The sequence below is a fragment of the Microbacterium oxydans genome, assembly GCF_006540085.1.
In the GTDB taxonomy this organism is placed as follows: Bacteria; Actinomycetota; Actinomycetes; order Actinomycetales; family Microbacteriaceae; genus Microbacterium; species Microbacterium oxydans.
In genome coordinates this window covers 750,313-776,780 of sequence record NZ_BJOG01000001.1, presented here as the reverse complement: position 1 = coordinate 776,780, position 26,468 = coordinate 750,313, and the positions used below count along the sequence as shown (strand labels likewise).

Below are 26,468 nucleotides of genomic sequence, written 5' to 3'. Positions count from 1 at the left end.
GACAGTGTCCACCAGCTTGACACTGTCCAGATAGGAATCAGCCATGCCCGCTCTCGTGATCGACGGCCACCCCGACGCCCGCTCCCTGACCGCGTCGCTCGCGCAGCGCTATGCGGCGGGGCACGGTGACGCACGCGCACTCGCCCTGCGCGACCTCGACTTCGACCCGAGCCTGCGCTTCGGCTACCGCGAGCGCATGACGCTGGAGCCCGACCTCGTCGACGCGAAGCGTGCGTTGCAGGAGGCCGACACCGTGGTCATCGCGACGCCGCTGTGGTGGGGCTCCGTCCCGGCGTTGCTCAAGGGCTTCTTCGACAGGGCCCTGCTACCGCAGCAGGAGTACCGCTACAACAAGCTTGGGCTCCCCGACGGGCTGCTGCCGGCGCGGCACGGCCGGCTGCTGCTGCTCGCGGACACGCCCTGGTTCTTCGCACCGTTCACGGGACTGCCCGCGCAGACCCACGTCGCCCGCGGAACGATGCGCTTCTGCGGGATCCGCTCGGTGCGCACCCATCGCATGCTCGGCGTCAAGGATGCGACGCCCGCGACCATCACCCGGTGGCTCGACCGCGCCGAACGACTCGGCGCCGCTGACGGACGCCGCGACGGCATCCCTCAGGCCGACTCGACGCCTCAGGCCGACTCGGCGCCTCAGGCCGACTCGGCGCCTCAGGCCGACTCGACGCCTCAGGCCAGTGCGGCGGAAGCCGCCTCGTCCTCGGTCGTGGCGACGAGCTGACCGCACGCCCCGTCGATCTCCTTGCCGCGGGTGTCGCGGAGGGTCGTCGGGATGCCGGCGTCGTTGAGCCTGCGCACGAACTCGTCCGTCACGTCCTTGTCCGACGACGTCCAGATGGAGCCGGGGGTCGGGTTGAGCGGGATCGGGTTCACGTGCACCCACCCGCGTCCGCGCTGGTTGAGCTTGTCCGCCAGCAGGTCGGCGCGCCAGGCGTGGTCGTTCATGTCCTTGATCAGCGCGTACTCGATCGAGACGCGACGACCCGTCTTGGCGTAGTAGTCGTAGGCCGCGTCGAGGGCCTCGTCGACCTTCCACCGCGAGTTCACCGGGATGAGCTCGTCGCGCAGATGGTCGTCCGGGGCGTGCAGCGAGAGGGCGAAAGTGACCGGGATGCCCTCATCGGCGAGCTTCTTGATCGCCGGTACCAGGCCGACGGTCGAGACCGTGATGCCGCGAGCGCTCATGCCGAGGCCGTCGGGCTGCGGGGCGACCATCGTGCGCACGGCGTCCATCACGCGCTTGTAGTTGGCGAGCGGCTCACCCATGCCCATGAAGACGATGTTCGAGACACGCTCCATGCTGTGGTCGTCGGCCTTCTTGCCGCCCAGGCCACCCTCGGCGATCAGCCGGTTGGCCCGCACGATCTGCTCGATGATCTCGGCGGTCGACATGTTGCGGGTCAGTCCCGCCTGTCCGGTCGCGCAGAAGGGGCAGTTCATGCCGCAGCCTGCCTGGCTCGACACGCACAGCGTGATGCGGCCGGGGTAGCGCATGAGCACCGATTCGACCAGGGCCCCGTCGTGCAGGCGCCACAGGAACTTGATCGTGTCACCGCGGTCGGTCTCGAGGCGTCGCACCTCGGTGAGCAGCGGCGGCAGCATCCCGGCGACGAGCTGCTCCCTGGTGTCCGCGGGGAGGTCGGTCATCTGCTCGGGGTCCGACGTGTAGTGCCGGAAGTAATGCGTCGCGAGCTGCTTCGCACGGAAGCCGGGCAGGCCGAGCTCCTTCACCTTGTCGATGCGCTCGGCCGGGGTGAGGTCGGCGAGGTGCACGGGGGGCTTCCCGCGCTTGGGGCTCGCGAACTGCAGGAGCGGGCGCCCTTCGGCATCCTTCTGCTGCGTCCAGCCCTCGGTCGCAGGGCGCACCTGCGGCTTCTTGGTCTCGCGGACGGCCCCCGAACGCGACGACGCGGGTGCTGCGGGGCGCGTCTCGCGCGTGCGGGGAGTCTCGGTCATACCTTCCAGGGTACGCGGTGGCGGATGGGAAGACCCCGGGCGCGAGCGGCTGCCTCCCTAGACTGAGGCCATGGATGCCGTGCTGTGGATCATCGCGATCGTCGTCGGCCTGATCGTGGTCGTCGCCGTCCTCGCCGTGGCCGTCCGAGGGATGCGCCCGAAACTCCCGGATCCCCCGGGGTTCTCCACCGCCCCTTCCGCCTCCGCCGCTGCGGCTCCAGGGCTGACCCCGGAGGTCGTCGCCGAGGTCGACCGCCTCGTGGTGGCGGGTCAGAAGATCCACGCCATCAAGCTCTACCGCGATCACTCCGGCGTCTCGCTCAAAGACGCGAAGGACCGTATCGAGCACTGGTCGGTCAGCACGACGGCTCCGCACCCCGCAGCCGTCTCTCACACGACCGCGCCGCATTCGTCGATCACCGCGACCCCGTCGTCGGTCCGCGCCTCGCTGCCGCCGTCGGTGGCCTCCACGATCGACGCGCAGGTCGCGGGCGGCTCGGCCATCGCGGCGATCAAGACCCTCCGCGAGCACACGGGGCTCGGACTCAAGGAGTCCAAGAACGTGATCGACGCCTGGCCGCACACCCACACGTCCTGATCGAGTTGTCATTACAGGCTGCGCCCAGGAGAATGGACGAGCCCGCCCGATGAAGGAGCCCCATGCCCGACCGTCTCGACCGCGCCCGCACGACCGGCATCCTCGCCGTCCTCCGCGCCCCCTCCCCTGAACTGGCCCTCGAGGCCTCGGAGGCGATCATCCGCGGCGGGGTCACGGGCATCGAGGTGACCTTCTCCACTCCCGACGCGCCCGCCGTCATCCGCGAGCTCATCACCCGCCACGGCGACGCCGCCTACGTCGGGGCCGGCACCGTCACCACGGCCGCGCAGGCCGAGCAGGCTGCAGACGCGGGAGCCGAGTTCCTCGTGAGCCCCGGCACCCTGCCGCACCTCACGCGCAGCATGCTCGACACGGGCCGGGTCGTGATGACCGGCGCCATGACCCCGACCGAGGTCATGGGCGCACTCGAGCTCGGCGTCGACGTCGTGAAGATCTTCCCCGCATCGCTCGGTGGCCCGTCGTACCTCGGCGCCCTCCGCGGACCGTTCCCCGACGCCACGCTGATGCCCACCGGTGGCGTGAACCCCGACAACCTCGCCGCCTGGTTCGCCGCCGGAGCGGTCGCGGTCGGTGCGGGCGGAGACCTCGCGAACGGCGCGTCGATCAAGAACGCCGACTGGACCGACATCGAGCAGCGCGCCGCACGATTCGCCGCGGCCCTCACCGCCACGCGCGAGTGACACCACGCGATCGAGCACCGCACACTCCCCATCGTTTGGTATACCGGATGCATGGGTGCGCGACGGATGCTGTCGATCGGCGCCGTCGCGGTCGCGCTCTTGACCGCGACCGGCTGCACGTCGGCCATGCCTCCGTCGGCACCTGATCCGCGCTCATCGACCCAGGAGCCCGCCATGACCGACGCCACTCGCGATCTGCTCGCCGCCGCAGCGTCCGGAGACGCCTCCGCCGTCCGGAAGGCGATCGACGACGGGGCGGACCTCGAGGCACGGGGGCCTGGGGGCATGACCGCACTGATCGCCGCGACGAAGGCCGATCACGTCGACGCGGCGCGCGTTCTCATCGACGCGGGTGCGGACGTCAACGCCAAGGACGACATCCAGGACTCCGCCTACCTGTACGCCGGTGCGCGGGGACACGACGAGATCCTCCTGCTGACGCTCGACAACGGCGCCGACCTCGCAAGCACGAACCGCTTCGGCGGCACGGCACTGATCCCCGCCGCCGAACGCGGACTCCTCTCGACCATCGCCATCCTGCTGGAGGCCGGTGTCGACCCGAACCACATCAACGACCTGAACTGGACGGCGCTGCACGAGGCGATCGTTCTCGGCGACGGTTCCTCCACCTACGTCGACGTGGTGCGCGCGCTCATCGACGGCGGAGCAGACACGAGCATCCCCGACGGGGACGGCGTGCTCCCGGTCGATCTCGCCACAGCACGGGGCTACGACGCGATCGTCGCCGAGCTCGAACGGTGATCGCCCTCGACCCGTGGGCCTGGGCCGCGCTCGCGGTGGCCGCGGTGACGATCGGCATCTCGAAGACGGCACTGCCCGGCGGGAGCATCCTGGCCATCGCCCTGTTCGCCGCCGTGCTGCCGGCACGCACCTCGACGGCGGCGACCCTCCTGCTCCTGATGGTCGGCGACCTGTTCGCCCTCACCGCCTACCGTCGCCACGCGCACTGGCCGACGCTGCTGCGGCTCGCTCCCGCGGTGATCGCCGGGCTGCTGGTCGGCTTCGCGTTCCTCGCCCTCGCCGGCGACGGGGTGGTCCGTCGGGCGATCGGCGTGATCCTGCTGCTGATGATCGCCGTGACCCTGTGGCGTCGGTGGCGGCAGAGCAGAGCGGACGCTGCGGCTCCCCCGTCCAGCGGCATCATCCTCGCGGGCGCCTACGGAACCCTCGGCGGCTTCACCACCATGGTCGCCAACGCCGGAGGCCCGGTCATGTCGATGTACTTCCTGGCCACCCGCACCCCCGCGCAGGTGTTCCTCGGCACGTCCGCCTGGTTCTTTGCCATCATCAACGTGATCAAGGTCCCCTTCCTCGCGGGCCTCGGGCTGTTCGAGACGCCCGTGCTGCTGATGGATGCCGTGCTCGCCCCGCTCGTCGTCGTCGGCGCGCTCCTCGGACTGCGAGTCGCCCGCCGCATGAATCAGCGCGTGTTCGACCGCATCGTGATCGCCCTCACCATCCTCGGCGCGGTCTACCTGCTGTTCTGACCCCACCCACACCACACCACGCGCCCTCACCCCCTCCCGCCAAAACGGAGACGAACCAAAACGGAGACGAACCAGGTTCAGTGCGGCGTGGCGTCGCCCGACACGCGGCCCTGACGTCGGATGGTCTCTGTTTCGGCCTCCGACTTCGGCCTCCGACTTCGGGCAGCTGGGGCAGCAGGGAGCTCAGTCGAGGAAGATGTCCGGGAACAGGGCGGTGTCGGGGGTGCCGGGGATCGCCGCATAGCGGGAGAAGTCGGTCACGCCGTCGGCTTCGAGCACGTCCTCCACGATGAGGGTCTGCCCCGTGTACGACGCGGCGGGCTTGAGCAGCACGGCATAGGCGGCGTCCGCGTAGATGTCGGGCGTGCGGCTCGCGGCCATGACCTTGTCGCCGCCGAGCAGGTTCTGCACCGCGGCAGTGGCGATCGTGGTGCGCGGCCAGAGCGTGTTGGCGGCGATCCCGTCGCGGGCGAACTCGGCGGCGAGGCCGAGCGTCGCCATGGTCATGCCGAACTTCGCGAGGGTGTAGCCGGTGTGCGCGCCCAGCCACTTCGGTGACGGATTGAGGGGCGGCGACAGCGAGAGGATGTGCGGGTTCTCGGCATCCTTCAGGATCGGCACCGCCGCGCGGGAGAGCATGAACGTCCCGCGCACGTTGACGTCCTGCATCAGGTCGTACTTCTTGGCGCTCAGGTCGAGCGAGCGGGAGAGATCGATGACGCTGGCGTTGTTGATCACGATGTCGATGCCGCCGAACTCACCCTGCGTCTTCAGGACCGCTTCGGTGATGTCGTCGTCGTCGCGCACATCGCCGACGATCGGGAGAGCCTGGCCGCCCGCCGCACGGATCTGCTTGGCGGCGGTGTGGATCGTGCCCTCGAGCTTCGGATGCGGGGTGTCGGTCTTCGCGAGCATGGCGATGTTCGCACCGTCGGCGGCGGCTCGCAGCGCGATCGCGAGGCCGATGCCGCGGCTGCCGCCCGACATCAGGATGGTCTTGCCTGCAAGGGACATGTGTTCTCCTGGGTTCTCGATCGCGAAGGGGAGGGACAGCCGCGGGGTCAGCGCGGCGCCATGCGGATGGCGCCGTCGAGGCGGATGGTCTCGCCGTTGAGGTAGCCGTTCTCGACGATCTGCTGCACGAGGGCGGCGTACTCGTCGGGGCGGCCGAGACGGGACGGGAAGGGCACCTGCTGACCCAGGGAGTCCTGGGCCGCCTGCGGGAGGCCCATCAGCATCGGCGTCTCCATGATGCCGGGGGCGATCGTGCAGACCCGGATGCCGTAGCGGGCGAGCTCGCGCGCCACCGGAAGGGTCATCGCGTGCACGCCGCCCTTGGACGCGGAGTACGCGGGCTGGCCGATCTGCCCGTCGAACGCGGCGACGCTCGCGGTGTTCACGATGACACCGCGTTCCTCGTCGTGCAGCTCGTTCTTCGCGATGACGGCGGAGGCCTGGGAGATGACGTTGAACGTGCCGACGAGGTTGATCCGGATCACGCGCTCGAAGTCGGCGAGCACGGCCGGGTTGCCCTCACGGTCGAGCACCTTGGCGGGTGGGGCGATCCCGGCGCAGTTCACGACGACGCGCAGCGGTGCCGCCGACTGCGCGGCCGCGACGGCCGCCTGCACCTCCTCGGCGTTCGTGACGTCTGCCGCGACGAAGAGACCGCCGAGCTCGTCCGCGACCTCAGCGCCCTTCGATGAGGCGAGGTCGATGATCGTGACGTGCGCGCCCGCTGCGACCAGTCGTCGCGCCGTGGCGAGCCCCAGCCCGGAGGCTCCGCCGGTGATGAGTGCACCCTGTCCACTGATCTGCATCTGATGTTCTCCTTCGAACGCCGTCGTGCGACATGCCGTGATGGAACGCAGTATCAGCCTACGTGGTTCCTGGTATCACCACGACTCTGAGCAACTGCGTCGCGACCGAGCCTAGTTCCCGTCTCCCGCTCGAAGGAACGCGATAGGTCGTGGGAGTAGGATCCGGAGAATGCGCCGCCCGCCCGGGATCCACCGATCCACGGCGACTGTCAACCAGCCGGTGATAATGCGCCTCATTACCACCGTGAGCCTGGCGCTCCTGCTCCTCTTCGCCTTCGCGGTGACCGCACACGGCGATGCCGGGGAGAACGGCGCGGCCCCCTCGCTCGCCGCCGCGGCCATCGATGCGTTCGACGACACCGCTGCTATCGACGACACCGCCGCGATCGACGACACCGCCGCTATCGACGACACCGCCGCGTTCGACGACACCGCCGCGATCGGCGCCGACGCCGAAACGGACGAGGCCCAGGTCCAGGCCGCATTCCCGGTCGCCGTCACGAGCACCCTCGTCGGTGCCGCACTCTGCATTCTCGGGGTGCTGTGCGGCCTCGCCGCGATGCTCCTGCTTTCTCGCGTCCTCGGGCGCCCCGGACAGTTCTCGACCCTCCGGGAGACACCGCGCGCGCTGCGCTCAGATCCGGCTTCTCCCCTGCACCCCTGCGGGACCGCGGTCTCCCTGATCCAGCTGGGTCTCTCCCGTACCTGATCGTCGAAGCGCCGTCACCAGGACGGCGCCTTCCGCCGGTGTCGCGCGGCTCCACGGCTTCCTGCCACGAGGGGCCACGCCCCGGCATCCGGATCGCGCCCGCTCCCGCTCCCGCTCCCGCACCGAATCCCGCGACCCCCTCGTGACGACATCCGAGGCCACGCCCGCGCTCACCCCTTCGAAGGAGACCCCATGAAACGCACATCGAACGACGGCGAACCGCTCGCTCCGGACGGGCGAGGACGGTGAGCCGGCCGGTCGGCACGGCCTCTCGGCCGGTCCGCACGGCGATCGCTGCAGCCGCTCTCAGCGCCCTGATCGTGTTCATCGGTGCGGAGTCGGCAGCGGCCGGGGAGCAGCGCAGTGTCGTCGACGTCCAAAGCCGCACAGCGACCACCGCTCCGACTCCCACCCCGACCTCCACTCCCACTCCCACTCCCACCACCGGCACCACGCATGAACAGCAGAACGGCGAACAGCCGGTGGAGCGCACCGATCTCGGCTTCCTCGGCGTCGCCTTCCTCTTCGGGATCGGTTTCCTCCTCGCTGCGGGAGCGCTCGGCATTCTCGTCTCGGGGCGCGCGCGGCGTCGGCGCGACCGCGCGGACGCCGCTGCGAGGGAAGAGGGTTCCGATGTCGCGTGAGAACAGTCCCCGGTACGGGATCGCCTTCGTCGTCGCCGGCATCGTCGTGCTCATCGACCAGGCGAGCAAGGCCGCCGCGATCGCAGGACTCAGCCGGACGGAGCGGATACCCCTGCTGGGTGATGCGCTGGGCCTGCAGCTCGCCTTCAACCCCGGCGCGATCCTGTCGCTCGGGTCAGGGGCGACGTGGGTGCTGACCGTGGTGGGCGTGGCTGCGGTGGCCGCGCTGTTCGTCGCCGCGACTCGCGCGCGCACGAGGGGACGGGCGTGGGGGTTGGGCTTCATACTCGGAGGTGCCATCGGGAATGTGCTCGACCGTCTGCTCGCACCCCCCGGATTCGGTCGCGGTCACGTCACCGACTTCCTCGCCTACGGGTGGTTCATCGGGAACCTCGCCGATGTCGCGCTCGCGATCGGGGGTGTCGGCCTCGTCGTCGGGCTCTTGCTCGACCAGCGTGCGGCAGCGCGGACGACGCAGACCATCGACCGGACGGACGGCTCGCGGGAGGACGCGGCCGGATGAACGACTGGATGCCCGATGCCCCGCCGACCTTCGCAGACTTCCTCACACCGGTCGTCTTCAGTCCTGCCGCTGGGCCGTTCCCCCTCCTACCCCTGGTCGCGGTAGTGCTGGCGGTCGCCTATCTGGCCGGGGCGCTCCGGTTGTGGCGGCAGCACCGTCGGTGGCCCGTCTGGCGAACCGTCGTATTCCTCCTGGGGTGCATCGCGCTCGCCGCCACCACGGGCCTCGGGGTCGAGGTGTACGGCTATGCCCTGATGTCGGTGTTCATGTTCCAGCAGCTCACGCTCATGATCGCGATCCCTCCGCTGCTGGTCCTCGGCTCACCGGGCACGCTCCTCCTGCGGGTGACACCGCACCGCGGGCTGGGCGCCGTCGTGCTGCGTATCGCGCACGGAGGGCTCCGCAGCGGGATCGCCCGGTGGATCCTGAGCCCGTGGATCGCGCTGCCGATGTACCTGATCGCGTTCTACGGGCTGTACCTGGCCGGTCTCGCCGACCGTGTGCTCGCAGCACCCGGAGGCCACCTCGCTCTGGAGGTCGGGTTCCTCGTTATCGGGATCCTCTTCACCATCCCGGTACTGAGCTCCGATCCCCTCCCGGTGCGGCTCGGGCACGGCGGTCGCGCCCTGGACGTCTTCGCCGAAGCGGCCCTGCACGCGTTCTTCGGCGTCTTCCTGATGATGGCGACCACCATGCTCGTCGACCACTTCGTCGCACCGACTCTGGCGCTCGGGATGAATCCGCTCGAAGACCAGCAGCTGGCCGGCGGGCTGGCATGGTCGTACGGCGAAGCCCCGACCCTGCTGATGCTCGTCTACGTGATGCACCGGTGGTTCCGCGACGACACGGCACGCGCCGCCGCGGCCGATCGCTATGCCGATGCGCACGGCACCACTGAGCTCGACGCCTACAACGCCTATCTGGAGGGCCTCCGTGACGACCGCCGCTGAGCCGGTGCGGTGCCCGTCGGGCAGGATGGACGGATGAGCATTCCCTCCGCTTCCCTCGACGTGCCGATGAAGGTTCGCGAGCTCGCGCGCGGTGCCGCGCTCGAGCCGGTCTGGCTCAACGGGATCGGCGGGCTGACCTTCCGCACCGACGACGGGCGGTACATCAAGTGGGGCCCACTCGACGACGAGGCGAACATGCGCGACGAAGCCGAGCGCATGAGGTGGGCACGAACGTGGATCCCCGTACCGGAGGTGATCGAGCAGGGCCAGGACGACACACACGAGTGGCTCGTCACGGTCGCGATCGATGCCCGCAGCGCCGTCGACCCCCGCTGGGCCGACCAGCCGGAGACCGCGGTGCGAGCGGTCGGGGTCGGCCTGCGGATGCTGCACGATGCCCTGCCGGTGGCCGAGTGCCCCTGGGAGTGGAGCACGCAGTGGCGGATCGCCAACGCCGCCGATCGCGGCACGGTCGTGCCCGAGGATCTGCTCCAGGAACCGTCGATCGACCGGTTGGTGGTGTGCCACGGCGATGCCTGCATGCCGAACACGCTTCTCGACGCGGAAGGCCGGCCGGCCGCCTTCGTGGATCTCGCCGCTCTCGGTGTCGCCGACCGCTGGGCCGACATCGCCGTGGCCTCGATGAGCACGATGTGGAACTTCGGCGAAGGCTGGGAGGACACACTGATCGAGGCCTACGGCGTCGACCCCGATCACGAGCGCCTCGAGTACTACCGTCGACTCTGGAACGAGACGTGAGTATCGTGCCCGACGATCGGCCGCGTGTGCTCGGTCCGGTCGTCGACGACATGACCCGGTGCGTGCACTATCGGGGCCCGACCGACATCATCGCGATCCGCTTCGCCTGCTGCGGCGAGTACTACCCGTGCCACCGCTGCCACGAGGAGACCGTGAAGCATGCGGCGCAGCAATGGGCGGCCCATGAGCGCGACAGACGGGCGATCCTCTGCGGTGCGTGCGGGCATGAGCTCACGATCGCCGAGTACTTCGCGGCGACGGCATGTCCACGGTGTTCGGCGCTGTTCAACGAGCGGTGCGCACTGCACCGTGAGCACTACTTCCAGCTCGACCGGAGCTAGCTCCAGACGAAACGGAACGTCCCGACGAGCACGGCGGCGGCGAGCGCAAGTGCCATGATCGCGATTCCGCCGATCCCCGCCACCGCATCACGCGGGTGCAACCGGGAGGGACGCGACCAGGTGCGCGGAATGCCGGAGCCGAAGCCCCTGGCCTCCATCGCGAGCGCCAGCTTCGAGCCGCGCCGAACCGCGAACACGAGCAGCACGAACGCCATCGAGAAGAACCGTCGCAGCACACCCCGGTCGCCCACACCGCGCGCGCGACGGGCCAGGCTCATGGTGCGCCAGTCATCGAGGAAGAGCCCCAGCATGCGCGTTCCCGCGAGGATGCCGAGCACGAAGCGGCTCGGGAGCTTGGCCACCTGCGCCAACGCGTCGGCGAGCTCGGTCGGGTCGGTGCCGCCGAACAGCAGGATCGTGGGGAGTCCGAGCGCGATCACTCGCAGACTCACCGCGATCGCGAGCGTGATGGAGTCGTCGCTGATCGTCGCGAAGCCGAACGTCCAGTAGATGCGCCCTGCCGGTTCCGCATACAGCAGCATGCTCACACCGGCGATCGGGGCGAAGATCACGATCGGCAGCAGGCGCTTCAGCACCGTCGACAGACGCAGCCCCGTCAACGGCAGGCAGAGCAGCTGCAGGACGATCGCTGCCAGCGCGCTCGTGATGTCGATGGAGGCGAACAGCGGCACGGACAGCAGCAGGGCGAGCAGCAGCTTCGTCACCGGGTTCACGCCGTCGAGCCAGACCGGGCGCACGGTCTCGGTCGCCGTCACGACGACGACCCCAACTCGATGCGATGACCGCCCAGGTGTCGGATCACCGCGTCGTCGTGCGTGACCGCGATGATCGACCGGCCACCAGCGATCTCCTCCTGCAGCAGGGCGACGAGCGAGATCCACCCGCGGCGATCCTGTCCGAACGTCGGCTCGTCGAGCACGATGACCTCCGGCGCCCCGGCCAGCACGGTGGCGACCGACAGCCGCCGCTTCTGCCCTCCGGAGAGCGTGAACGGGTTGGCGAGGGCGAGCGGGGCGAGGCCGAGGCGTTCGAGAAGACCGTCAACGACCGCATCCGTCTTCGCCTGATCCCAGCCGAGTGCCCGCGGTCCGACCGCGAGCTCGTCGCGAAGGGTCTGGGCCAGGAACTGGTGCTCCGGCTCCTGGAACACCATCCCGATGCGGGTGAGCAGCTCGCGCGAGGTCCAGCGGATCGGGCTCGTGCCCTTGCGCCCCGCCAGCTCCGGTGCCGACCGCACCTCTCCCGCCTGCTCCGGGATGAGCCCGGCGAGCGTGAGGGCGAGCGTCGACTTGCCGGCGCCGTTCGGCCCGGTGATCACCGTCGCGTTCCCCCGCGGCACGCGCAGGTCGAGCCCGCGCTGCACCGGCGCTCCATGCTCCCGTCCGATCGTCAGGTCGGACGCGGTGAGCGCGTCCGGTGCCGACACCTGCTCCAGCACGGGCAGGTCGATCCCCCGGTCGGGCACCCACACCCCGGCGTCCGCCAGCACGTCGCCGTATGCCGCGAACACCTGGGCCGGTTCCCCGTCGGCGAGCAGTCCGCCGTCGGCCGCGAGCACTATCACGCGCGTCATCAGATCGACCCAGATCGGTGTGCGGTGCTCGACGACGATCAGCGTCGCACCGGTGGAGGCGACGGCATGTTCGACGCTCGCCCGCACCTCGCGCACACCCTCGGGGTCGAGGTTCGCCGTCGGCTCGTCGAGCAGCAGCAGCCCTGGGCGCATCGCGAGCACACCGGCGAGCACCAGTCGCTGCTTCTGTCCGCCCGAGAGGGCCTTCGTGGGGCGTTGCAGCGGCACATCGAGCCCGACGGCATCCAGCGCCTCCGCGACGCGACCGGGGATCTCGGATGCGGGCACACCGAGGTTCTCGCACCCGAACGCCACGTCGTCACCGACCTTCGACAGCACGATCCCCGCATCGGGGTCCTGCAGGACGAGGCCCACCTGACCGTGCCGGGATTCGGGGGCGGCACCGTCGATGTGCAGCGACCCGGTTCGCACCCCTTCGTCGTCGCCGCCGAGGACCCCGGCCAGGCCCGCGAGCAGCGTCGACTTCCCGGCACCGGAGGCGCCGAGCAGCAGCACCCGCTCACCCGGTTCGATCGTGAACGAGACGTCCTCGACGGCGGGGAGCTTCCGACCGGCGTACCGCCAGCCCCAGCCCGCGGCCTGCACGCGGGCCGGGGCGGCGATGGTCACGGTCAGACCTCGCGCACGTGCTCTCGCCCGACGGCGAAGCGGTTCAGTGCACCGGTGACCGCCAACGCGCGCACCAGCAGCCAACCGACGACACCCGCCAGGATCGCCCCGGAGACGACAACGCTGACCAGGTAGATCGTGTTGAACTCGACGGACTTCAGGATGTTGGGCGAGCTGCCGTAGAACAGCTCGAACACCCAGGCAGCCACCGCTGCACCGACACCGGCGAGCGCGGCGACCGCGATTCCGAAGCGCCGGTAGAAGAACAGGGCGAAGATGATCTCCGCGCCGAGTCCCTGCACGATGCCGGACAGCACGGTCGAGACGCCCCACACGTTGCCGATCAGCATCGACACGATCGCTGCGACGAGCTCGACGACCAGCGCCGCACCGGGCTTGCGGATGACGAGGCCGCCGACGACGCCGCCCAGCAGCCAGATGCCGACGGCGATACCGCCCAGTCCCGGCGTCAGAGCATCGGCCGCACCGAACCAGGCGTAGCCGATCGTGTTCCATCCCCAGAACACGAGGCCGATCGCGACGCCGAGGACGGCGGCAACGACGATGTCGACGACGCGCCAGCGCCAGATCGATGTGCGGTGCGGATCCTGTGCGGCGGCGGATGCCTGCTGCGTGGATGCGGACGTGGGCGTACTCATCTGAACTCCTCCCTGCGCTGGCATGACCCAGATCAGGTTCGACGGTCGAAGCGCGATTCGCTCCCTCTCAGCCCGGCTCGCCGGACTCCCGTGGTTGTGCTGACGATCCTACCGTCGGCGACACCCCCGTGGCGACAGGGCCCGGCGCCGCGGAACACGCGCGGGATTGGGTACCGTAAACGAGTGACCGCATCAGATCCCGCCGACGAGGCGACGGGCGTCGTCGGCGACGACGGCCCTGCCCCCGCCGACACCGCCGACACCGCGACAGGCGGATCGGTGCTGACGGCCGAGCAGACGTCGCCTGGAGCGGATGCTCCGGGGACGGTCGTAGACCCGGAGCCCGTCGTTCCACCGGAGGCCGTGAGCGCCCCGGAACCGGCCAACCCCGCGCTGACGAAGCCGCCGTTCATCCCTCGCGACCGCACGGTCCCGGATCCTTCCGGCGAACTCACCGCGTCGGAGACAGCCGCGCCCCGGTGGGCCGACGACACCACGACGGCCACCGCTCTCACCTGGGTGGACGCCGCGACCGTCGCCGAGCACACCGCCACGGCCACTCTCGACGACACCTCGGAGGCCGAGCGATCGAGCGGTCTGCTGCGCGGTGCGCGTCTTCGCCCCGCCATCGCCCGCCCGGGTGTCCTGGTCCCGCTGGCCACGCTCGCCGGTCTCGTCGCCGTCTACGCCGGCACCACACTGCTCTGGCCCCTCCATGAGGTGCCGCCGACGGTGCAGTCGGTCGAGTTCGCGACGACTCCCGCCGCTGCCGCCGCCGTGACCTGGCCGACCGAGGGTGCGGGTGCCGTCGGCATCGCGGGCATGACGACGGCGGCTTCGGTGCCCGACGCCGTGAGCATCGCGAGCATCACCAAGGTCGTCAGCAGTCTGATGGTGCTCGACCGCATGCCGCTCGCTGTCGGGGAGCAAGGACCCGAGTTCTCGTTCACCCGCGCCGACAGCGTGAAGTACTGGGACTACCGGCGCAGTGACCAGTCCGCCCTCGACGTGCCCATCGGCGGAGTCCTCACGGAGTACCAGCTGTTGCAGGGGACGCTCATGGGTTCCGCGAACAACTACATCGATCGGCTCGCGACCGAGATCTGGGGCTCCGAGCGCGAGTTCGCGAGGGCTGCAGAGGTGTGGTTGCGCGAACGTGGCCTGACCGGAATCACCGTGGTGACCCCCTCCGGCTTCGACGAGCGCAACGTGGCCACGCCCGAGGCCCTGGTGGCGCTCGGCGAGCGTGCGATGCAGAACCCGGTCTTCGCCGAGATCGTCGGCACCAAGTCCGTCGACCTCCCGGGTGCGGGCACCGTCGTGAACACGAACGGCATGCTCGACGATCCCGGTGTCGTCGGCATCAAGACCGGCACCCTGGTCGGCTGGAACCTTCTCACCGCGAAGGACCTCGTGATCGGTGACACCACGGTGCACCTGTTCGCCGCGGCGCTGAATCAAGCCGGAGACGACGAGCGACTCGCTCTCACGCGTTCCCTGTTCGCCGAGGCGGAATCCGCACTGGAGGCGCAGGCGCCGGCCGTCGCGAAGGACACCGTGGTCGGCAGCGTCACGACTCCGTGGGGCGAGCAGGTCGACGTCATCACCGAATCCGACGCCGATGTGGTGCTCTGGAACAGCGCGACCGCGACCGCCGCGACCGCCTTCGACCTCGGCGAAGAACGCGAACAGGGTGACACGGTGGGCACGCTGACCACGGCAGGACCGGTCAACACCACGACGACTCCGCTGGTGCTGGCCGCGGATGTCGAGGGGCCGAGTCCCTGGTGGCGTCTGACCCACCCGCTCGAGCTGCTCGGGATCAGAGCCGACCAGCCCTGACGCACTCCCCGGCGATCGCCTACGACGACGCCCCACCCCGCGTGAGCGGCGGTGGGGCGTCGTGCGTTGATGCCGTAGGTCAGGAGCGGTGATCGGAGCCGTCAGCGCCGTCTTCCAGCAGGGCCTGCGCCGCGGCCGTCTCGGCTGCCGGCACCTGTGCGCCGACGGACGCGCCGGCCACAGCGGCTGCAGCCTCCGCGCCCGCAGCATCGGTGTCGCCCGCTTCGCCGGTGACGACGACCGGCGTCGTTCCCGTGAGAGCGTCTTCGGCGTCGATGTCGGTCGCGGCCTGCTCGAACTGCGACTGGTACAGACGCCAATAGGCGCCCTGCGCGGCGATGAGCTCGTCGTGCGTACCCTTCTCCACGATGTCGCCGTGCTCCATCACCAGGATGAGGTCGGCATCGCGGATGGTCGACAGTCGGTGCGCGATCACGAACGACGTGCGCCCCTCTCGGAGCGCGGCCATCGCGTGCTGCAGCAGCAGTTCGGTGCGGGTGTCGACCGCCGACGTGGCCTCATCGAGGATGAGGATCGACGGCTGTGCGACGAACGCCCGCGCGATGGTGATGAGCTGACGCTCACCGGCCGACACGTTCGCTGCATCCTCGTCGAGCACCGTGTCGTATCCCTCGGGGAGGGCGTGCACGAAGCGGTCGACGTAGGTGGCCCTGGCTGCGGCGAGGACCTCTTCATCGGTCGCGGTCGAGCGACCGTAGCGGATGTTCTCGCGGATGCTGCCGGCGAACAGCCACGGGTCCTGGAGCACCATGCCGGTGCGCGAACGCAGCTCGTCGCGGGTCACCTCGGCGATGTCCTGCCCGTCGAGCATGATCCGTCCACCGCTGAGCTCGTAGAAGCGCATGATCAGGTTGACCAGCGTCGTCTTGCCCGCACCGGTCGGACCGACGATCGCGACGGTCTGACCCGGCTCCACCCGGAACGACAGATCACGGATGAGCGGACGATCCGGCGTGTACGAGAACGCGACGTTCTCGAACTCGATGACGCCCTTGCCCTCCACGAGCTCGGGAGCATCGGCGTCGTCGGCCTCCTGCTCCTCGGCGTCCAGCAGTTCGAACACACGCTCGGCGGAGGCGGTGCCGGACTGCACGACAGCGGCCATTCCGCCCAGCTCGGACAGCGGCTGCGTGAACTGCTGCGAGTACTGGATGAACGCCTGCACGTCGCCGAGGCGGAGCTGACCGTTGGCGACCATCAGACCACCGAGCACCGCGATGCCCACGTAGCTGAGGTTCCCGACGAACATCATCGCCGGCATGATGATGCCGGAGAGGAACTGCGCCTTGAAGCTCGCCTGGAACAGCTCTTCGTTCTCGTCCTGGAACTTGTCCAGTGCGTCCTTCTCGCGACCGAAAACCTTCACCAGCGCGTGGCCAGAGAACGCCTCCTCGACACGGGCGTTGAGCCGGCCGACCTTGCGCCACTGCGTGCCGAAGGCCTTCTGCGACCGCGGTCCGATGATGCCGAAGATCACGCCCATGAGAGGCAGCGTGATGAGGGCCACGAGGGCGAGCTGCCATGAGATCGAGAACATCATCACGAGCACGCCGATCACGGTGAGCACCGAGGTGAGTGCGCCCGAGAGCGACTGCTGCATCGTCTGCGTGATGTTGTCGATGTCGTTCGTGACGCGCGAGATCAGCTCGCCGCGCTGCACCTTGTCGAAGTACGCCAGGGGCAGGCGGTTGATCTTCGCCTCGACCGATTCGCGCAGTCGCCACATGGTGCGCACCATGATCACGTTGATGACGTAACCCTGGATCCAGGTGAGGAAGGCGGCGGCCACGTAGATGCCGAGCACGGCGGCGATGACGAGCCGCAGCGCGTCGAAGTCGATGCCCTGGCCGACCGTGAAGTCTCCCAGCGCGCCGACCTGGTTCGCGAAGTCGTCCTGTCCGCCTGCCCGCAGCGCGTCGACCACCACGTCCTGCGACGTGCCGGCGGGGAAGCCGGGGAAGCCGTCGGTGGGCTGACCGAGCTGGATGGAGATGAAGCCCTTGTAGACGAGGTTGGTCGCCTCGGCGAGCACCTTGGGCGCTGCGACCGTCAGGACCACGCCGATCGCGCCGAGGATCGACACGAAGACGAACCAGATGGCCGAGGGCTTCAGCAGCCCGATCATGCGCGCGAAGCTGGGGCCGAAGTTGTCGGCCTTGCCCGGTGCGACGCTGTCCCAGTCGCCGGAGTTCTGACGCGCCTGCTCGGCGAGCTCGGCCTCGTACTTCTCCTCGGCGGTCAGCTCGACCTCGGCGACGGACGAAGCTGCCTTGCCGCGGCCCCGCTTGGCCTTGCGCTGGTCGTCGTTCTGCGCGCTCATGCGTCCACCCCCAGCTGCGATTCGACGATCTCTCGGTAGGTATCGCTCGTCTCGAGCAGCTCCTCATGCGTGCCGACGCCCACCATGGTGCCGCCGTCGAGCACGACGATGCGGTCGGCATCCGTGATGGTGGAGATGCGCTGGGCGACCACGATCTTCGTGACGTGCGGGAGTTCCCGCCACAGCGCTTGGCGGAGCCGCGCGTCTGTTGTCAGGTCGAGAGCGGAGAACGAGTCGTCGAAGACGAGGATCTTCGGCTGGTGCACGATCGCGCGGGCGATCGCGAGCCGCTGACGCTGACCGCCGGAGACGTTCGTGCCGCCCTGGGCGATGCGGGAATCGAGACCGTCCGGCATCTCCTCCACGAAGTCACGACCCTGTGCGATGTCGAGCGCGTGCCACAGCTCTTCGTCGGTGGCCTCCTCACGGCCGTAGCGCAGGTTCGACGCGACGGTGCCGGTGAAGAGGAACGGACGCTGCGGCACCAGGCCGATGCTGTCCCAGAGCGACTCGACGTCGGCCTCGCGCACGTCGGTGCCTCCGACGTGCACGGATCCGCCCGAGACGTCGAAGAGCCGAGGGATGAGGGAGATCAGCGTCGTCTTGCCCGAACCGGTGGAGCCGACGATCGCGACGGTCTCGCCCGGCTGGGCGGCGAAGCTGATGCCCGTGAGCACCGGCGAGTCCGCCCCGGGGTAGGTGAACTCGACATCGTCGAGCGCCACGGATCCGGGGACCGGGAACTCGGTGACGCCGTTCTCCGGACGCACGAGGGTGGACTCGGAGTCGAGCACCTCGCCGATGCGCTCGGCCGAGACTGCGGCGCGCGGGATCATCATCGCCATGAAGCTCGCCATGATGACGCCGCCCATGATCTGACCGATGTACTGCATGAAGGCGAACAGCGTGCCGACCTGCACCGTGCCGTTGTTCACCTCGATACCGCCGAACCAGATGACCGAGACGACCGTGACGTTGAGGATGAGCATGAACAGCGGGAACAGCAGCACGAAGAGCGAGCCGACCTTGCGGCCCACGACCATGATGTCGGTGTTCGCCCCGCGGAAGCGCTCCTCCTCGATGCGCTCGCGCACGAAGGCACGCACCACGCGGACGCCCGTGAGCTGCTCGCGCATGATGCGGTTGACGTTGTCGAGCTTGCCCTGGTAACTGCGGAACAGCGGCACCATGCGGCCGATGACGAGGGCAGCCAGGATGAGCAGCAGCGGCACCGAGACGGCGATCAGCCAGCTGAGTCCGACGTTGGTCTGGACCGCGAAGAAGATGCCGCCGATCGCGAGCAGCGGCGCCGTGACGAGCATGGTCGCGCCCATCATGGCCAGCATCTGCACCTGCTGCACATCGTTCGTGTTGCGGGTGATGAGCGAACCGGCACCGAACTGCGACACCTCACGCTCGGAGAAGCCGCTGACCTTGCCGAAGACGTCGGCGCGGATGTCGCGCCCGGCACCCATCGCTGCACGCGCGGCGAAGTAGGTCGCGGTGACCGAGGCGATGATCTGCCCCAGCGAGACCGCGAGCATGAACAGACCGGTGCTCCAGATGTACCCGGTGTCGCCCCGGGCGACGCCCTTGTCGATGATGTCGGCGTTCAGGCGCGGGAGGTAGAGAGTGGCTGCCACGCTCGCGAGCTGGAACACCAGCACGGCGAGCAACAGCCATCGGTATCGGGAGAGATAACGGAGGAGGATTTTTCCCAGCACAGGCGGACTTTCTAGGAAGGATGAAACGGCGGATTTCTCGGCAGACGGATGCCGACCGACAATCGGCCACAAGACAGAGTGCCACGATCCGCGGACATTCGTATCCCCCTCATGGTGGACCTTCGCTCACAGCGAACCGCTTCCCGCCCCGATCTGCGGTTTCTGCACGCGGGCGAACAAGTGCGGCTGATTGCAGCGCACTGCGGAACCGCGACCCGCCCTGACCCCGAGTGCCCGCCCTGACCCCGAGTGCCCGCCCTGACCCCGAGGGCTCAGAACAACGTGGGCTGCGGGACGTAGTCGCGCGCGGGGGCGCCGGCGTCGGGCGCGAGCTCGGCGAGCGTGGGCGGGTTCCACTTCGGATCGCGGTCCTTGTCGACGATCTGCGCTCTGATGCCCTCGACGAGGTCGGGATGCTCGTTCACGAACCACATCACGCGACGGTACTCGCCCTCCAGCGCCGCGCGGAGCCCCGGCAGGTCGCGCGCCTCGCGGACGGCGTCGAGCGTCACGGTGAGCCCGGTGGGCGCGAGGTCTTCGAGCAGGTCAGCGGTCGCCGCCGCCTCCGTCGTCCCCTGAGCCTTCAATCGTTCGACGATCTCGCTCACGGTGGGGGCGGAAAAGGCCTCATCGATCCACGCGCGCGCGTCCGGGAGCTGCGAGGGCTCCGGGGTCTCGTCGAACAGCAGCACGATCTCACTGGGACCGGTCGGGTCGGCACGGAAGGCGAGGGCCTCGCGCAATGCGTCCAGACGGTCGGATGGCACGAAGTGATCCGCGAAGCCGAGGTAGACGGCATCAGCGCCGCTCATGGTGGATCCGGTGAGACCGAAGTACTCGCCCAGACGCCCAGGAGCGCGGCCGAGCAGCCAGGTTCCCCCGACGTCGGGAGTGAATCCGATACGGGTCTCCGGCATAGCGAGCTTCGAGCGTTCCGTGACGATGCGGATCGCGGCGTGGCCGGCCAGCCCGATGCCACCACCCATCGTGATGCCGTCGGCCAGTGCCACCACGGGCTTGGGATACTCGGCGATCATGGCGTTCAAGGCGTACTCCGCACGGAAGAACTCCGCCGTCTGGTCAGCCTGACCCGCGACGATCTGCCCGTGCAGAGCGCGCACGTCGCCTCCCGCGCACATGCCGCGCTCGCCTGCCCCGTCGAGCAGCACGATCTGCACGTCGGTGTCGTCACGCCAGGCGTTCAGGACCGCGGTGAGGCTCTCGATCATGTCGACGTCGAGCGCGTTGATCGCCTCCGGACGGTTGAGGGTGAGTCGTCCGAGCGCGCCTTCGGTGCGGACGAGGATGCGGTCTGCAGCGTGGGATTCGGTCACGCTCGCCAGGCTACCCCTTCCGGGGAAGGCGGTATTCCGCGCGAAATGCGGGATCCGACAGGCTTTTCCGGCAGGATAGGGAGGAACTGTTCAAATGCGACGAGAGGTCACGGATGCCTGAAGGACAGGTGCTCGAGTTCACGCACGTGACGAAGCGCTTCAATGAGGTGACCGCCGTCTCGGACTTCTCCGCGCGCGTGGAGCCCGGTGCCGTGACCGCCTTCCTCGGCCCGAACGGTGCCGGCAAGACCACCACGCTGCGGATCCTCCTCGGCCAGGTGCGCGCCACCTCGGGCACGGCGACCATCGGCGGCACGGCGTACGCCGAGCTGCGGCAGCCGTTGCGCACCATCGGATCCGTGCTCGAGGAGACGGTCTACCGCCCTCGACGCACCGCCGAGCGTCAGCTGACCATCGCCGCCAAGGCGAACGGCATCCCCCTGGCCCGCGTCGGCGAAGTGCTCTCCCTGGTCGGCCTCGAGGGTGAAGGCGGCTCCCGCATCGGGGGATTCTCCCTCGGCATGCGTCAGCGGCTCAGCGTCGCCCACGCCCTGCTGGGCGATCCCGGCGCGCTCGTGTTCGACGAACCGGCCAACGGACTCGACCCCGAGGGAATCCGCTGGATGCGACTCCTGATGCGTCGCCTCGCGGACGAAGGGCGCACGGTCCTCGTGTCGTCGCACGTCCTCAGCGAAGTCGAGCAGGTCGCCGACAACGTGCTCGTGCTCTCGAAGGGCACGCTCGTGCTCTCCAGCGGGATCGAGACTCTCGCCGACCCCAAGGGCGGATCCGTCATCGTGGACGCCGCGGACCGCAGCGCGCTGACGACCGCGCTGCAGGAGGCCGGCTTCGACATCGAGGTGCTGCGTTCGGGCCTCACGGTGCGCGGCGGAGACGCCGGCACGGTGGGAGCGGTCGCCGCCGACGCGGGCATCGCCCTGAGCACCCTCGTCCAGCGAGGGCCGACACTCGAAGACGTCTTCATCGACCTGATGCGCGGTGGCCGGTTCGCCCCGAGCATCTCGGCGACGCCACCGCAGCTCGCTGCGACGGCCCCCGAAGACACCGCAGCGGAGGTCACCGCGGCGGAGGACATCGCTTCCGAAGACACCGCTTCCGAAGACACCGCTTCCGAAGACACCGCAGCGGAGGTCACCGGGGCGGAGACCTCCGTGGCCGGGCCGGCTCCGGCCGACTCCGTGGTCGCGATCCCGGTGGCAGCCGCTGCCGCCTGGGCGGCTGAGGCCGCAGCCGCCCCTGCGGGCGAGGCCCCTGTCGACGACCTCGCCGCATCCGTGGACACGGGCGACCGCTCCGAGCACACGTCGGACGAATCGGACGCGCCTTCGTCCGACGCCTCGGCTTCGACGGACGAAGCTCCTGCCGCCGAACACGACGCGGAGCATGCGCAGGCCGAGCAGGCACCCTCCGAGGAGTCTCCGGAACGATCGTTCGATGAGATCCTGTTCGGCTCCGCCGCACCGGCCGAGGCAGCAGGCGATCAGGCAGCGGATCCGGCGAACGGAAACGAGCACCACAGCGGTGTCGAGGTCTTCGCCGATCTTCACGACGCACCCGAATCGACGCACACCGACGAGTCCGACGACCAGCTCGGCGCAGGCCCAACGGAGGACGACACTCTCGCGTCCACCTCTGACGACTCCGACTCCTCCGACGATGTCGCTGCTGTCACCGCCGACGACGAGGATCCGCGCTCCGCGGCGGTGAGCTCCATGCTCGCGGCGGCTGCGCGCGCCTACTACGAGGACGAACCCAGGGATTACCCGCTGAGCACCGAGAACCAGACGGCCGAGGAGCAGCACGGCGAGGGCGGCGTCTCCGACGAGGGCGCGCACTGGACCGTCGCATCCACCGGTGTCATCGACACGGTGCCGCTGGCCGCATCGACGGATTCCGGAGAGGCGGGCGACACCGCCGCATCCGAAGCCGAGGAGCCGGGCGCTGAGGAGTCCCCCACGGAGGAGTCGCCCACCGAGGAGTCTCTGCCCGACGGGTTCGGCGCTGACGAACACGGCACCGAGCAGTCCGGAACCGCCGACGCCGGTGCCGGCGAGCAGAGCGAGCCTGACGACGAACACCGTCACGACGAACACCGTCACGACGAGCACGGCCACGACGAACACGGTCGCAACTGAGCGACTCGGCTGACGAAGAACGCCCTCCGGCCTCTCGGCCCGGAGGGCGTTCCGCATTCAGAAGCGGGTCTACCGTGGATTCATAATCCTGAGCCGCCTCGCGTCAGGCAGGCCGAGGACGGATGACCGGACGACGGCGCCCCTTCGAGACCGGCACAGGCGCGGTCGCCACGATCTCCTCGACGTTGGCGGGCTCATCCGACACGTCGAGTCGCAGAGCCTGCGTGAGCGCGAGCCCGTGGCTCGTGGTGAGGATCAGACGGCGGTACTGCTCGTCGCCCTCGAGATCGATCACGACGCTCGGACGACGGCGACGGATCAGCACGAAGTCGAGGCTGCCCGCGGCCTTCCAGCTGCCGGCAGCGAGGACGCCGGGGATGTGCGTGCCGGGGTTCGGCACGCCGCGGAGCCAGGTCCAGGCATCTTCGGTCAGCTGCACCTTGGCGATGGTGTCGCGCGCGATCCGGAGGTTGTCACGGTGGAAGGTGGCGGCACGTTCGATCGGCGAGAGCACGACCTCCAGTTGCGTCTGGTCCAGCAGCAACGTCACCATGTCCCCCAGTCTGCCAGCGTGGCCCTGCCAGTTGTCTGGAAGTTGCTCACAGGAACGCAACGATCCCTTGTCGATCAGCACCAGTCATCCACATCCCCTTCCTCTATTCGAACATATGTACTATACCCGACTCATGCCTCCCTCCACGAACGACATCGATCAGCGCGAGACGCTGCTCGACGCGTGGGTGGAGAAGCGCCGACGCATCGCGATCCTCGAGGCAGAAGCGTCTGCGCTGCTCGCCGATCGTCTGCGGCTGCAGGAAGAAGATGTCCACGAGCAGCCGCAGCACCGCGAGGCGATCCACCGCTCGATGATCGCCGAGTACTCGGCGGCCGGTCGCGTGTCGAAGGGCAGCATCGAGTACGCCTTCACAGACGCCCTCTTCCTCGAGGCCGAGCACCCGGTCGTCAGAGACGCGTTCCGACGCGGCGCGATCAGTGCGGCACACGTTCGAGAGATCGTGCGCGAGGGCGCCATCGTGCGGCAGGCCGTTCGCGATGGTCGAGCCGCCACCGAGGCGCTCACCCTGTACGACACTGCCGCACTCGTCGTCGCGGAGCAGGATTCTCCCGCACGCACCCGCGCGATGGTGCGCCGCGTCGCGTCGTCCCTCGCCTGCGAGACCGTGGTCGAGCGCCATCGGCGGGCATACGGGGAGCGGTCAGTCACGCTGCGGTCGCTCGACGACGGCCTCGCGCTGCTGCAGGTCGTGCTGCCGGAGCATCTCGCCCACGCGATCCTCGACCGACTGACCCGGCTCGCACAGCACGTCATCGCCACACGAGGCGACCATCCCTCTCCGGGCGATGACACACCGGCGCTGTCCTCGGACGACCTCGATTCGGGCGCCGATCGGGTCTTTCTGCAGGACCTGCGAGCCGACGACTCCCATCGCGAAGACCCTGTGCTCAACAGCCACCCGTACGACAGCGAGCCACCCTGCGGACCGGACACCGGCGACGCACGCGTCGACGCCCACGTCATCTTCGGCGACGGAGACACCTTCACGACGGATCCGTCACTCGGTGTCCCATCCGCCCCGACCGATGAGCGAGGCATCGATGCGGTCCGCACCGACCTGCTCAGCGACCTGCTCCTGACCACGGATCCCTCTGCCGCGGCGGGCACAGCTCTGGAGGGCATCCACGCCCGCATCCAGGTCACGATCGCTGCCGAGACGCTGGCCGGAATCGACGAACGGCCTGCCGAGCTCGACGGCATTGGTGCACTGCACCCCGACATCGCCCGCGACCTCGCCGGACGCAACGGCGGCTGGTCCCGCCTCTTCCTCGACCGCGCCGGCATCGTGACGGCCACAGCCGCCTACGCCCCGACGGCGGCGATGCGGCGGCATCTCCAGGCCAGAGACCAGCACTGTCGATTCCCCGGGTGCCGCACACCCGTCCACCGGTGTCAGATCGACCATAATCACGACCATGCGAAGGGCGGAGCGACGTCGATCGACAACCTGAGCCACTTCTGCGTCGGGCACCACGCGCTGAAGCATCCCGACATCGCCGAGAAGCACCGATGGCGCGCGAGACAGACCCCCGGCGGCGACATCGAGTGGACCAGCCCGCTCGGCCGGTGCTACACCGACGCATCACCGCGCCGCGTCATGTTCGTCTGACCGCGGTCCAGAACGCACAGCCGCGGACGCCACGAAAGCACAGGCACAGTCACGGACGCCACGAAGGCACAGGCGCGAACGCACAGTCACGGACGAGCCTTCATGGACGCGCGGTCATGGACGCGCCCTCACCAACGCGCGGTTATGGACGAGCAGCTGCGGCCGCAGCGGCCGCGGCAGGAAGAGCGGCTTCGATCTGCTGCAGCTCGTCCTCACCGTGGGCCGCGGTCAGGAACCACGCCTCGAAGACGCTCGGGGGAAGCGCCACCCCCTGCTCACGCAGCGAGTGGAAGAACGGCGCGTAGCGGAACGACTCCTGAGCCTGAGCTTCGGCGTAGTCCCTCGGCGCCGACGCGCGGAACGAGGCGTTGAACAGGTTGCCCGCGGTGGCCACCGCGTGCGTCACGCCGGCGTCGGTGAGGGCCGCGTCGAGGGCGGTAGAGACTCGAAGAGATGCGGCGTCCACCGTCGCATAGACCTCCGCTGTCGCGAGCCGCAGCGTCGCGAGACCCGCTGCGACCGAGAGCGGATTCCCCGAGAGAGTGCCCGCCTGGTAGACCGGCCCGAGGGGAGCGAGCAGATCCATGACATCTGCTCGACCACCGAGCGCGGCCAAGGGCATGCCTCCACCGACGACCTTGCCGAACGTGAAGATGTCCGGCAGGTAGTCCTCGCCCGCAGCGGCCTGCAGACCCCAGAACCCTGCCGGGTGCACCCGGAATCCGGTGAGCACCTCATCGAGGATCATCAACGCTCCGTGGGCGTGGGCGGTCTCCGCGATCAGACGGTTGAAACCGGGCAGCGGGGCCACGACGCCCATGTTCGCGGCCGAGGCTTCGACGATGACCGCGGCGATGCGCTGGCCATGCTCCGCGAACACCGCAGCCAGCGCCTCGGGATCGTTGTACCCGATCACGAGCGTCTGCGCCGCGATCGGTGCCGGGACACCTGCCGACCCCGGAAGCGCGAGCGTCGCGACGCCGGAACCTGCTTCGGCGAGAAGGCCATCCGAATGCCCGTGATAGTGACCGGCGAACTTCACCAACAGGTCGCGACCCGTGGCGCCCCGCGCAAGGCGGATGGCCGTCATGGTCGCCTCAGTACCCGTGGAGACCAGACGCACGCGCTCGACAGGACGGATCTCGCCGAACCGCACACGGTCGGCGATCAACGCGGCGAGCTCGACCTCGCCCTCCGTCGGAGCGCCGAACGACAGGCCACGGGCTGCGGCCTCCTGCACCGCGGCGACGATCTCCGGGTGCGCGTGCCCCAGCAGCGCAGGGCCCCACGACGCGACGAGGTCGACATACTCGCGGCCGGCGGCATCCGTGACCTTCGCCCCCTTCGCCGAAGCGAGGAACCGCGGCGTCCCGCCCACCGAACCGTAAGCACGCACCGGGGAGTTGACCCCACCGGGGATGACCGCGCGGGCAGCGGAGAACAGGTCGTCGTTACGGTCGTTCATGAAAGGAGTG

General features: G+C 69.3%; 25 protein-coding genes and 1 riboswitch. Of the genes, 14 read left to right on the top strand and 11 right to left on the bottom strand.

The features are described from left to right. The first annotated feature begins 43 nt into the window (after positions 1-43). Positions 44-739, top strand: coding sequence for an NAD(P)H-dependent oxidoreductase (locus MOX01_RS03650; RefSeq protein ID WP_141368417.1), 696 nt, complete (start codon positions 44-46; stop codon positions 737-739). Here MOX01_RS03650 and rlmN read toward each other — a convergent pair. Next, the gene (rlmN, locus tag MOX01_RS03645) at positions 688-1,974 is read right to left on the bottom strand and encodes a dual-specificity RNA methyltransferase RlmN (protein WP_058631673.1); all 1,287 of its coding nucleotides are present in this window, start codon (positions 1,972-1,974) and stop codon (positions 688-690) included. The two genes, MOX01_RS03650 and rlmN, sit on opposite strands and share 52 nt — an antisense overlap. Before the next feature lie 70 nt (positions 1,975-2,044). On the opposite strand from rlmN, the gene MOX01_RS03640 reads away from it, so the two are divergent. The 4 genes from MOX01_RS03640 to MOX01_RS03625 all read left to right on the top strand — a co-directional run bounded on the left by MOX01_RS03640 (position 2,045) and on the right by MOX01_RS03625 (position 4,781). Beyond that, on the top strand, positions 2,045-2,572 hold the full coding sequence (locus MOX01_RS03640; RefSeq protein ID WP_141368415.1) for a ribosomal protein L7/L12: 528 nt from the start codon (positions 2,045-2,047) through the stop codon (positions 2,570-2,572). Between the two features lie 62 nt (positions 2,573-2,634). Then, positions 2,635-3,273 carry a bifunctional 4-hydroxy-2-oxoglutarate aldolase/2-dehydro-3-deoxy-phosphogluconate aldolase gene (locus tag MOX01_RS03635; RefSeq protein WP_141368413.1) on the top strand — a complete coding sequence of 213 codons (639 nt, stop codon included), beginning with the start codon at positions 2,635-2,637 and terminating at the stop codon, positions 3,271-3,273. 174 nt (positions 3,274-3,447) lie between these two features. Further along, positions 3,448-4,035, top strand: coding sequence for an ankyrin repeat domain-containing protein (locus MOX01_RS03630; protein ID WP_230977793.1), 588 nt, complete (start codon positions 3,448-3,450; stop codon positions 4,033-4,035). Beyond that, a complete protein-coding gene (locus tag MOX01_RS03625) occupies positions 4,032-4,781 on the top strand; it encodes a sulfite exporter TauE/SafE family protein (RefSeq protein WP_141368409.1) in 750 nt (249 codons plus the stop codon). The genes MOX01_RS03630 and MOX01_RS03625 overlap by 4 nt, the downstream gene beginning before the upstream one ends. 183 nt (positions 4,782-4,964) lie before the next feature. On the opposite strand, the gene MOX01_RS03620 is transcribed toward MOX01_RS03625, so the two are convergent. Together MOX01_RS03620 and MOX01_RS03615 are read right to left on the bottom strand one after the other, a co-directional pair. Beyond that, positions 4,965-5,795, bottom strand: coding sequence for an SDR family oxidoreductase (locus MOX01_RS03620; protein ID WP_141368407.1), 831 nt, complete (start codon positions 5,793-5,795; stop codon positions 4,965-4,967). Between the two features lie 47 nt (positions 5,796-5,842). Beyond that, positions 5,843-6,601, bottom strand: coding sequence for an SDR family NAD(P)-dependent oxidoreductase (locus tag MOX01_RS03615; RefSeq protein ID WP_046747505.1), 759 nt, complete (start codon positions 6,599-6,601; stop codon positions 5,843-5,845). 244 nt (positions 6,602-6,845) lie between these two features. Here MOX01_RS03615 and MOX01_RS19070 point away from each other — a divergent pair, with 244 nt between their 5' ends. The 6 genes from MOX01_RS19070 to MOX01_RS03585 all read left to right on the top strand — a co-directional run bounded on the left by MOX01_RS19070 (position 6,846) and on the right by MOX01_RS03585 (position 10,527). Further along, positions 6,846-7,310, top strand: coding sequence for a hypothetical protein (locus MOX01_RS19070; protein WP_170224110.1), 465 nt, complete (start codon positions 6,846-6,848; stop codon positions 7,308-7,310). A 245-nt stretch (positions 7,311-7,555) separates the two neighbouring features. Beyond that, on the top strand, positions 7,556-7,954 hold the full coding sequence (locus MOX01_RS03605) for a hypothetical protein (RefSeq protein WP_141368405.1): 399 nt from the start codon (positions 7,556-7,558) through the stop codon (positions 7,952-7,954). Continuing rightward, a complete protein-coding gene (locus MOX01_RS03600; RefSeq protein ID WP_141368403.1) occupies positions 7,944-8,477 on the top strand; it encodes a signal peptidase II in 534 nt (177 codons plus the stop codon). Before MOX01_RS03605 ends, MOX01_RS03600 begins: the two co-directional genes overlap by 11 nt. Then, on the top strand, positions 8,474-9,427 hold the full coding sequence (locus MOX01_RS03595) for a cytochrome c oxidase assembly protein (protein ID WP_230977791.1): 954 nt from the start codon (positions 8,474-8,476) through the stop codon (positions 9,425-9,427). Before MOX01_RS03600 ends, MOX01_RS03595 begins: the two co-directional genes overlap by 4 nt. Positions 9,428-9,460: 33 nt before the next feature. Continuing rightward, entirely contained in the window at positions 9,461-10,186 is a 726-nt protein-coding gene (locus tag MOX01_RS03590; RefSeq protein ID WP_058631683.1) for an aminoglycoside 3'-phosphotransferase, read from the top strand. Beyond that, entirely contained in the window at positions 10,183-10,527 is a 345-nt protein-coding gene (locus MOX01_RS03585) for a CHY zinc finger protein (protein WP_230977790.1), read from the top strand. Before MOX01_RS03590 ends, MOX01_RS03585 begins: the two co-directional genes overlap by 4 nt. Here MOX01_RS03585 and MOX01_RS03580 read toward each other — a convergent pair. The 3 genes from MOX01_RS03580 to MOX01_RS03570 all read right to left on the bottom strand — a co-directional run bounded on the left by MOX01_RS03580 (position 10,524) and on the right by MOX01_RS03570 (position 13,410). Beyond that, entirely contained in the window at positions 10,524-11,303 is a 780-nt protein-coding gene (locus MOX01_RS03580) for an energy-coupling factor transporter transmembrane component T family protein (protein WP_141368401.1), read from the bottom strand. The two genes, MOX01_RS03585 and MOX01_RS03580, sit on opposite strands and share 4 nt — an antisense overlap. Beyond that, positions 11,300-12,751: an ABC transporter ATP-binding protein gene (locus MOX01_RS03575; protein ID WP_371861834.1), complete on the bottom strand. Its 1,452-nt coding sequence runs from the start codon at positions 12,749-12,751 to the stop codon at positions 11,300-11,302. The genes MOX01_RS03580 and MOX01_RS03575 overlap by 4 nt, the downstream gene beginning before the upstream one ends. Positions 12,752-12,753: 2 nt before the next feature. Beyond that, positions 12,754-13,410 carry an ECF transporter S component gene (locus tag MOX01_RS03570; protein WP_046747499.1) on the bottom strand — a complete coding sequence of 219 codons (657 nt, stop codon included), beginning with the start codon at positions 13,408-13,410 and terminating at the stop codon, positions 12,754-12,756. After that, positions 13,403-13,512: riboswitch (TPP riboswitch) on the bottom strand. It overlaps the preceding gene by 8 nt. An 81-nt stretch (positions 13,513-13,593) precedes the next feature. Here MOX01_RS03570 and MOX01_RS03565 point away from each other — a divergent pair. Beyond that, the gene (locus MOX01_RS03565) at positions 13,594-15,252 is read left to right on the top strand and encodes a D-alanyl-D-alanine carboxypeptidase family protein (protein ID WP_141368398.1); all 1,659 of its coding nucleotides are present in this window, start codon (positions 13,594-13,596) and stop codon (positions 15,250-15,252) included. A 79-nt stretch (positions 15,253-15,331) separates the two neighbouring features. On the opposite strand, the gene MOX01_RS03560 is transcribed toward MOX01_RS03565, so the two are convergent. The 3 genes from MOX01_RS03560 to MOX01_RS03550 form a co-directional block, all read right to left on the bottom strand. Continuing rightward, positions 15,332-17,593 carry an ABC transporter ATP-binding protein gene (locus tag MOX01_RS03560; RefSeq protein WP_141368396.1) on the bottom strand — a complete coding sequence of 754 codons (2,262 nt, stop codon included), beginning with the start codon at positions 17,591-17,593 and terminating at the stop codon, positions 15,332-15,334. Further along, positions 17,590-19,317 (bottom strand): ABC transporter ATP-binding protein, encoded by a 1,728-nt coding sequence (locus tag MOX01_RS03555; protein ID WP_058631687.1) that lies wholly within the window; start codon positions 19,315-19,317, stop codon positions 17,590-17,592. Before MOX01_RS03555 ends, MOX01_RS03560 begins: the two co-directional genes overlap by 4 nt. Before the next feature lie 272 nt (positions 19,318-19,589). Further along, complete coding sequence (locus MOX01_RS03550) at positions 19,590-20,651, bottom strand: enoyl-CoA hydratase/isomerase family protein (RefSeq protein ID WP_061016862.1); 1,062 nt, start codon at positions 20,649-20,651, stop codon at positions 19,590-19,592. A gap of 113 nt (positions 20,652-20,764) precedes the next feature. On the opposite strand from MOX01_RS03550, the gene MOX01_RS03545 reads away from it, so the two are divergent. Then, entirely contained in the window at positions 20,765-22,807 is a 2,043-nt protein-coding gene (locus tag MOX01_RS03545) for an ATP-binding cassette domain-containing protein (RefSeq protein WP_141368394.1), read from the top strand. 103 nt (positions 22,808-22,910) lie between these two features. Here MOX01_RS03545 and MOX01_RS03540 read toward each other — a convergent pair whose 3' ends face one another. Beyond that, positions 22,911-23,360 carry a hypothetical protein gene (locus MOX01_RS03540; protein WP_046747664.1) on the bottom strand — a complete coding sequence of 150 codons (450 nt, stop codon included), beginning with the start codon at positions 23,358-23,360 and terminating at the stop codon, positions 22,911-22,913. A 133-nt stretch (positions 23,361-23,493) separates the two neighbouring features. On the opposite strand from MOX01_RS03540, the gene MOX01_RS03535 reads away from it, so the two are divergent. Next, positions 23,494-24,993: an HNH endonuclease signature motif containing protein gene (locus MOX01_RS03535; RefSeq protein ID WP_141368392.1), complete on the top strand. Its 1,500-nt coding sequence runs from the start codon at positions 23,494-23,496 to the stop codon at positions 24,991-24,993. Between the two features lie 142 nt (positions 24,994-25,135). Here MOX01_RS03535 and hemL read toward each other — a convergent pair whose 3' ends face one another. After that, positions 25,136-26,458 (bottom strand): glutamate-1-semialdehyde 2,1-aminomutase, encoded by a 1,323-nt coding sequence (gene hemL / locus MOX01_RS03530; RefSeq protein WP_141368390.1) that lies wholly within the window; start codon positions 26,456-26,458, stop codon positions 25,136-25,138. Between the last annotated feature and the right edge of the window lie 10 nt (positions 26,459-26,468).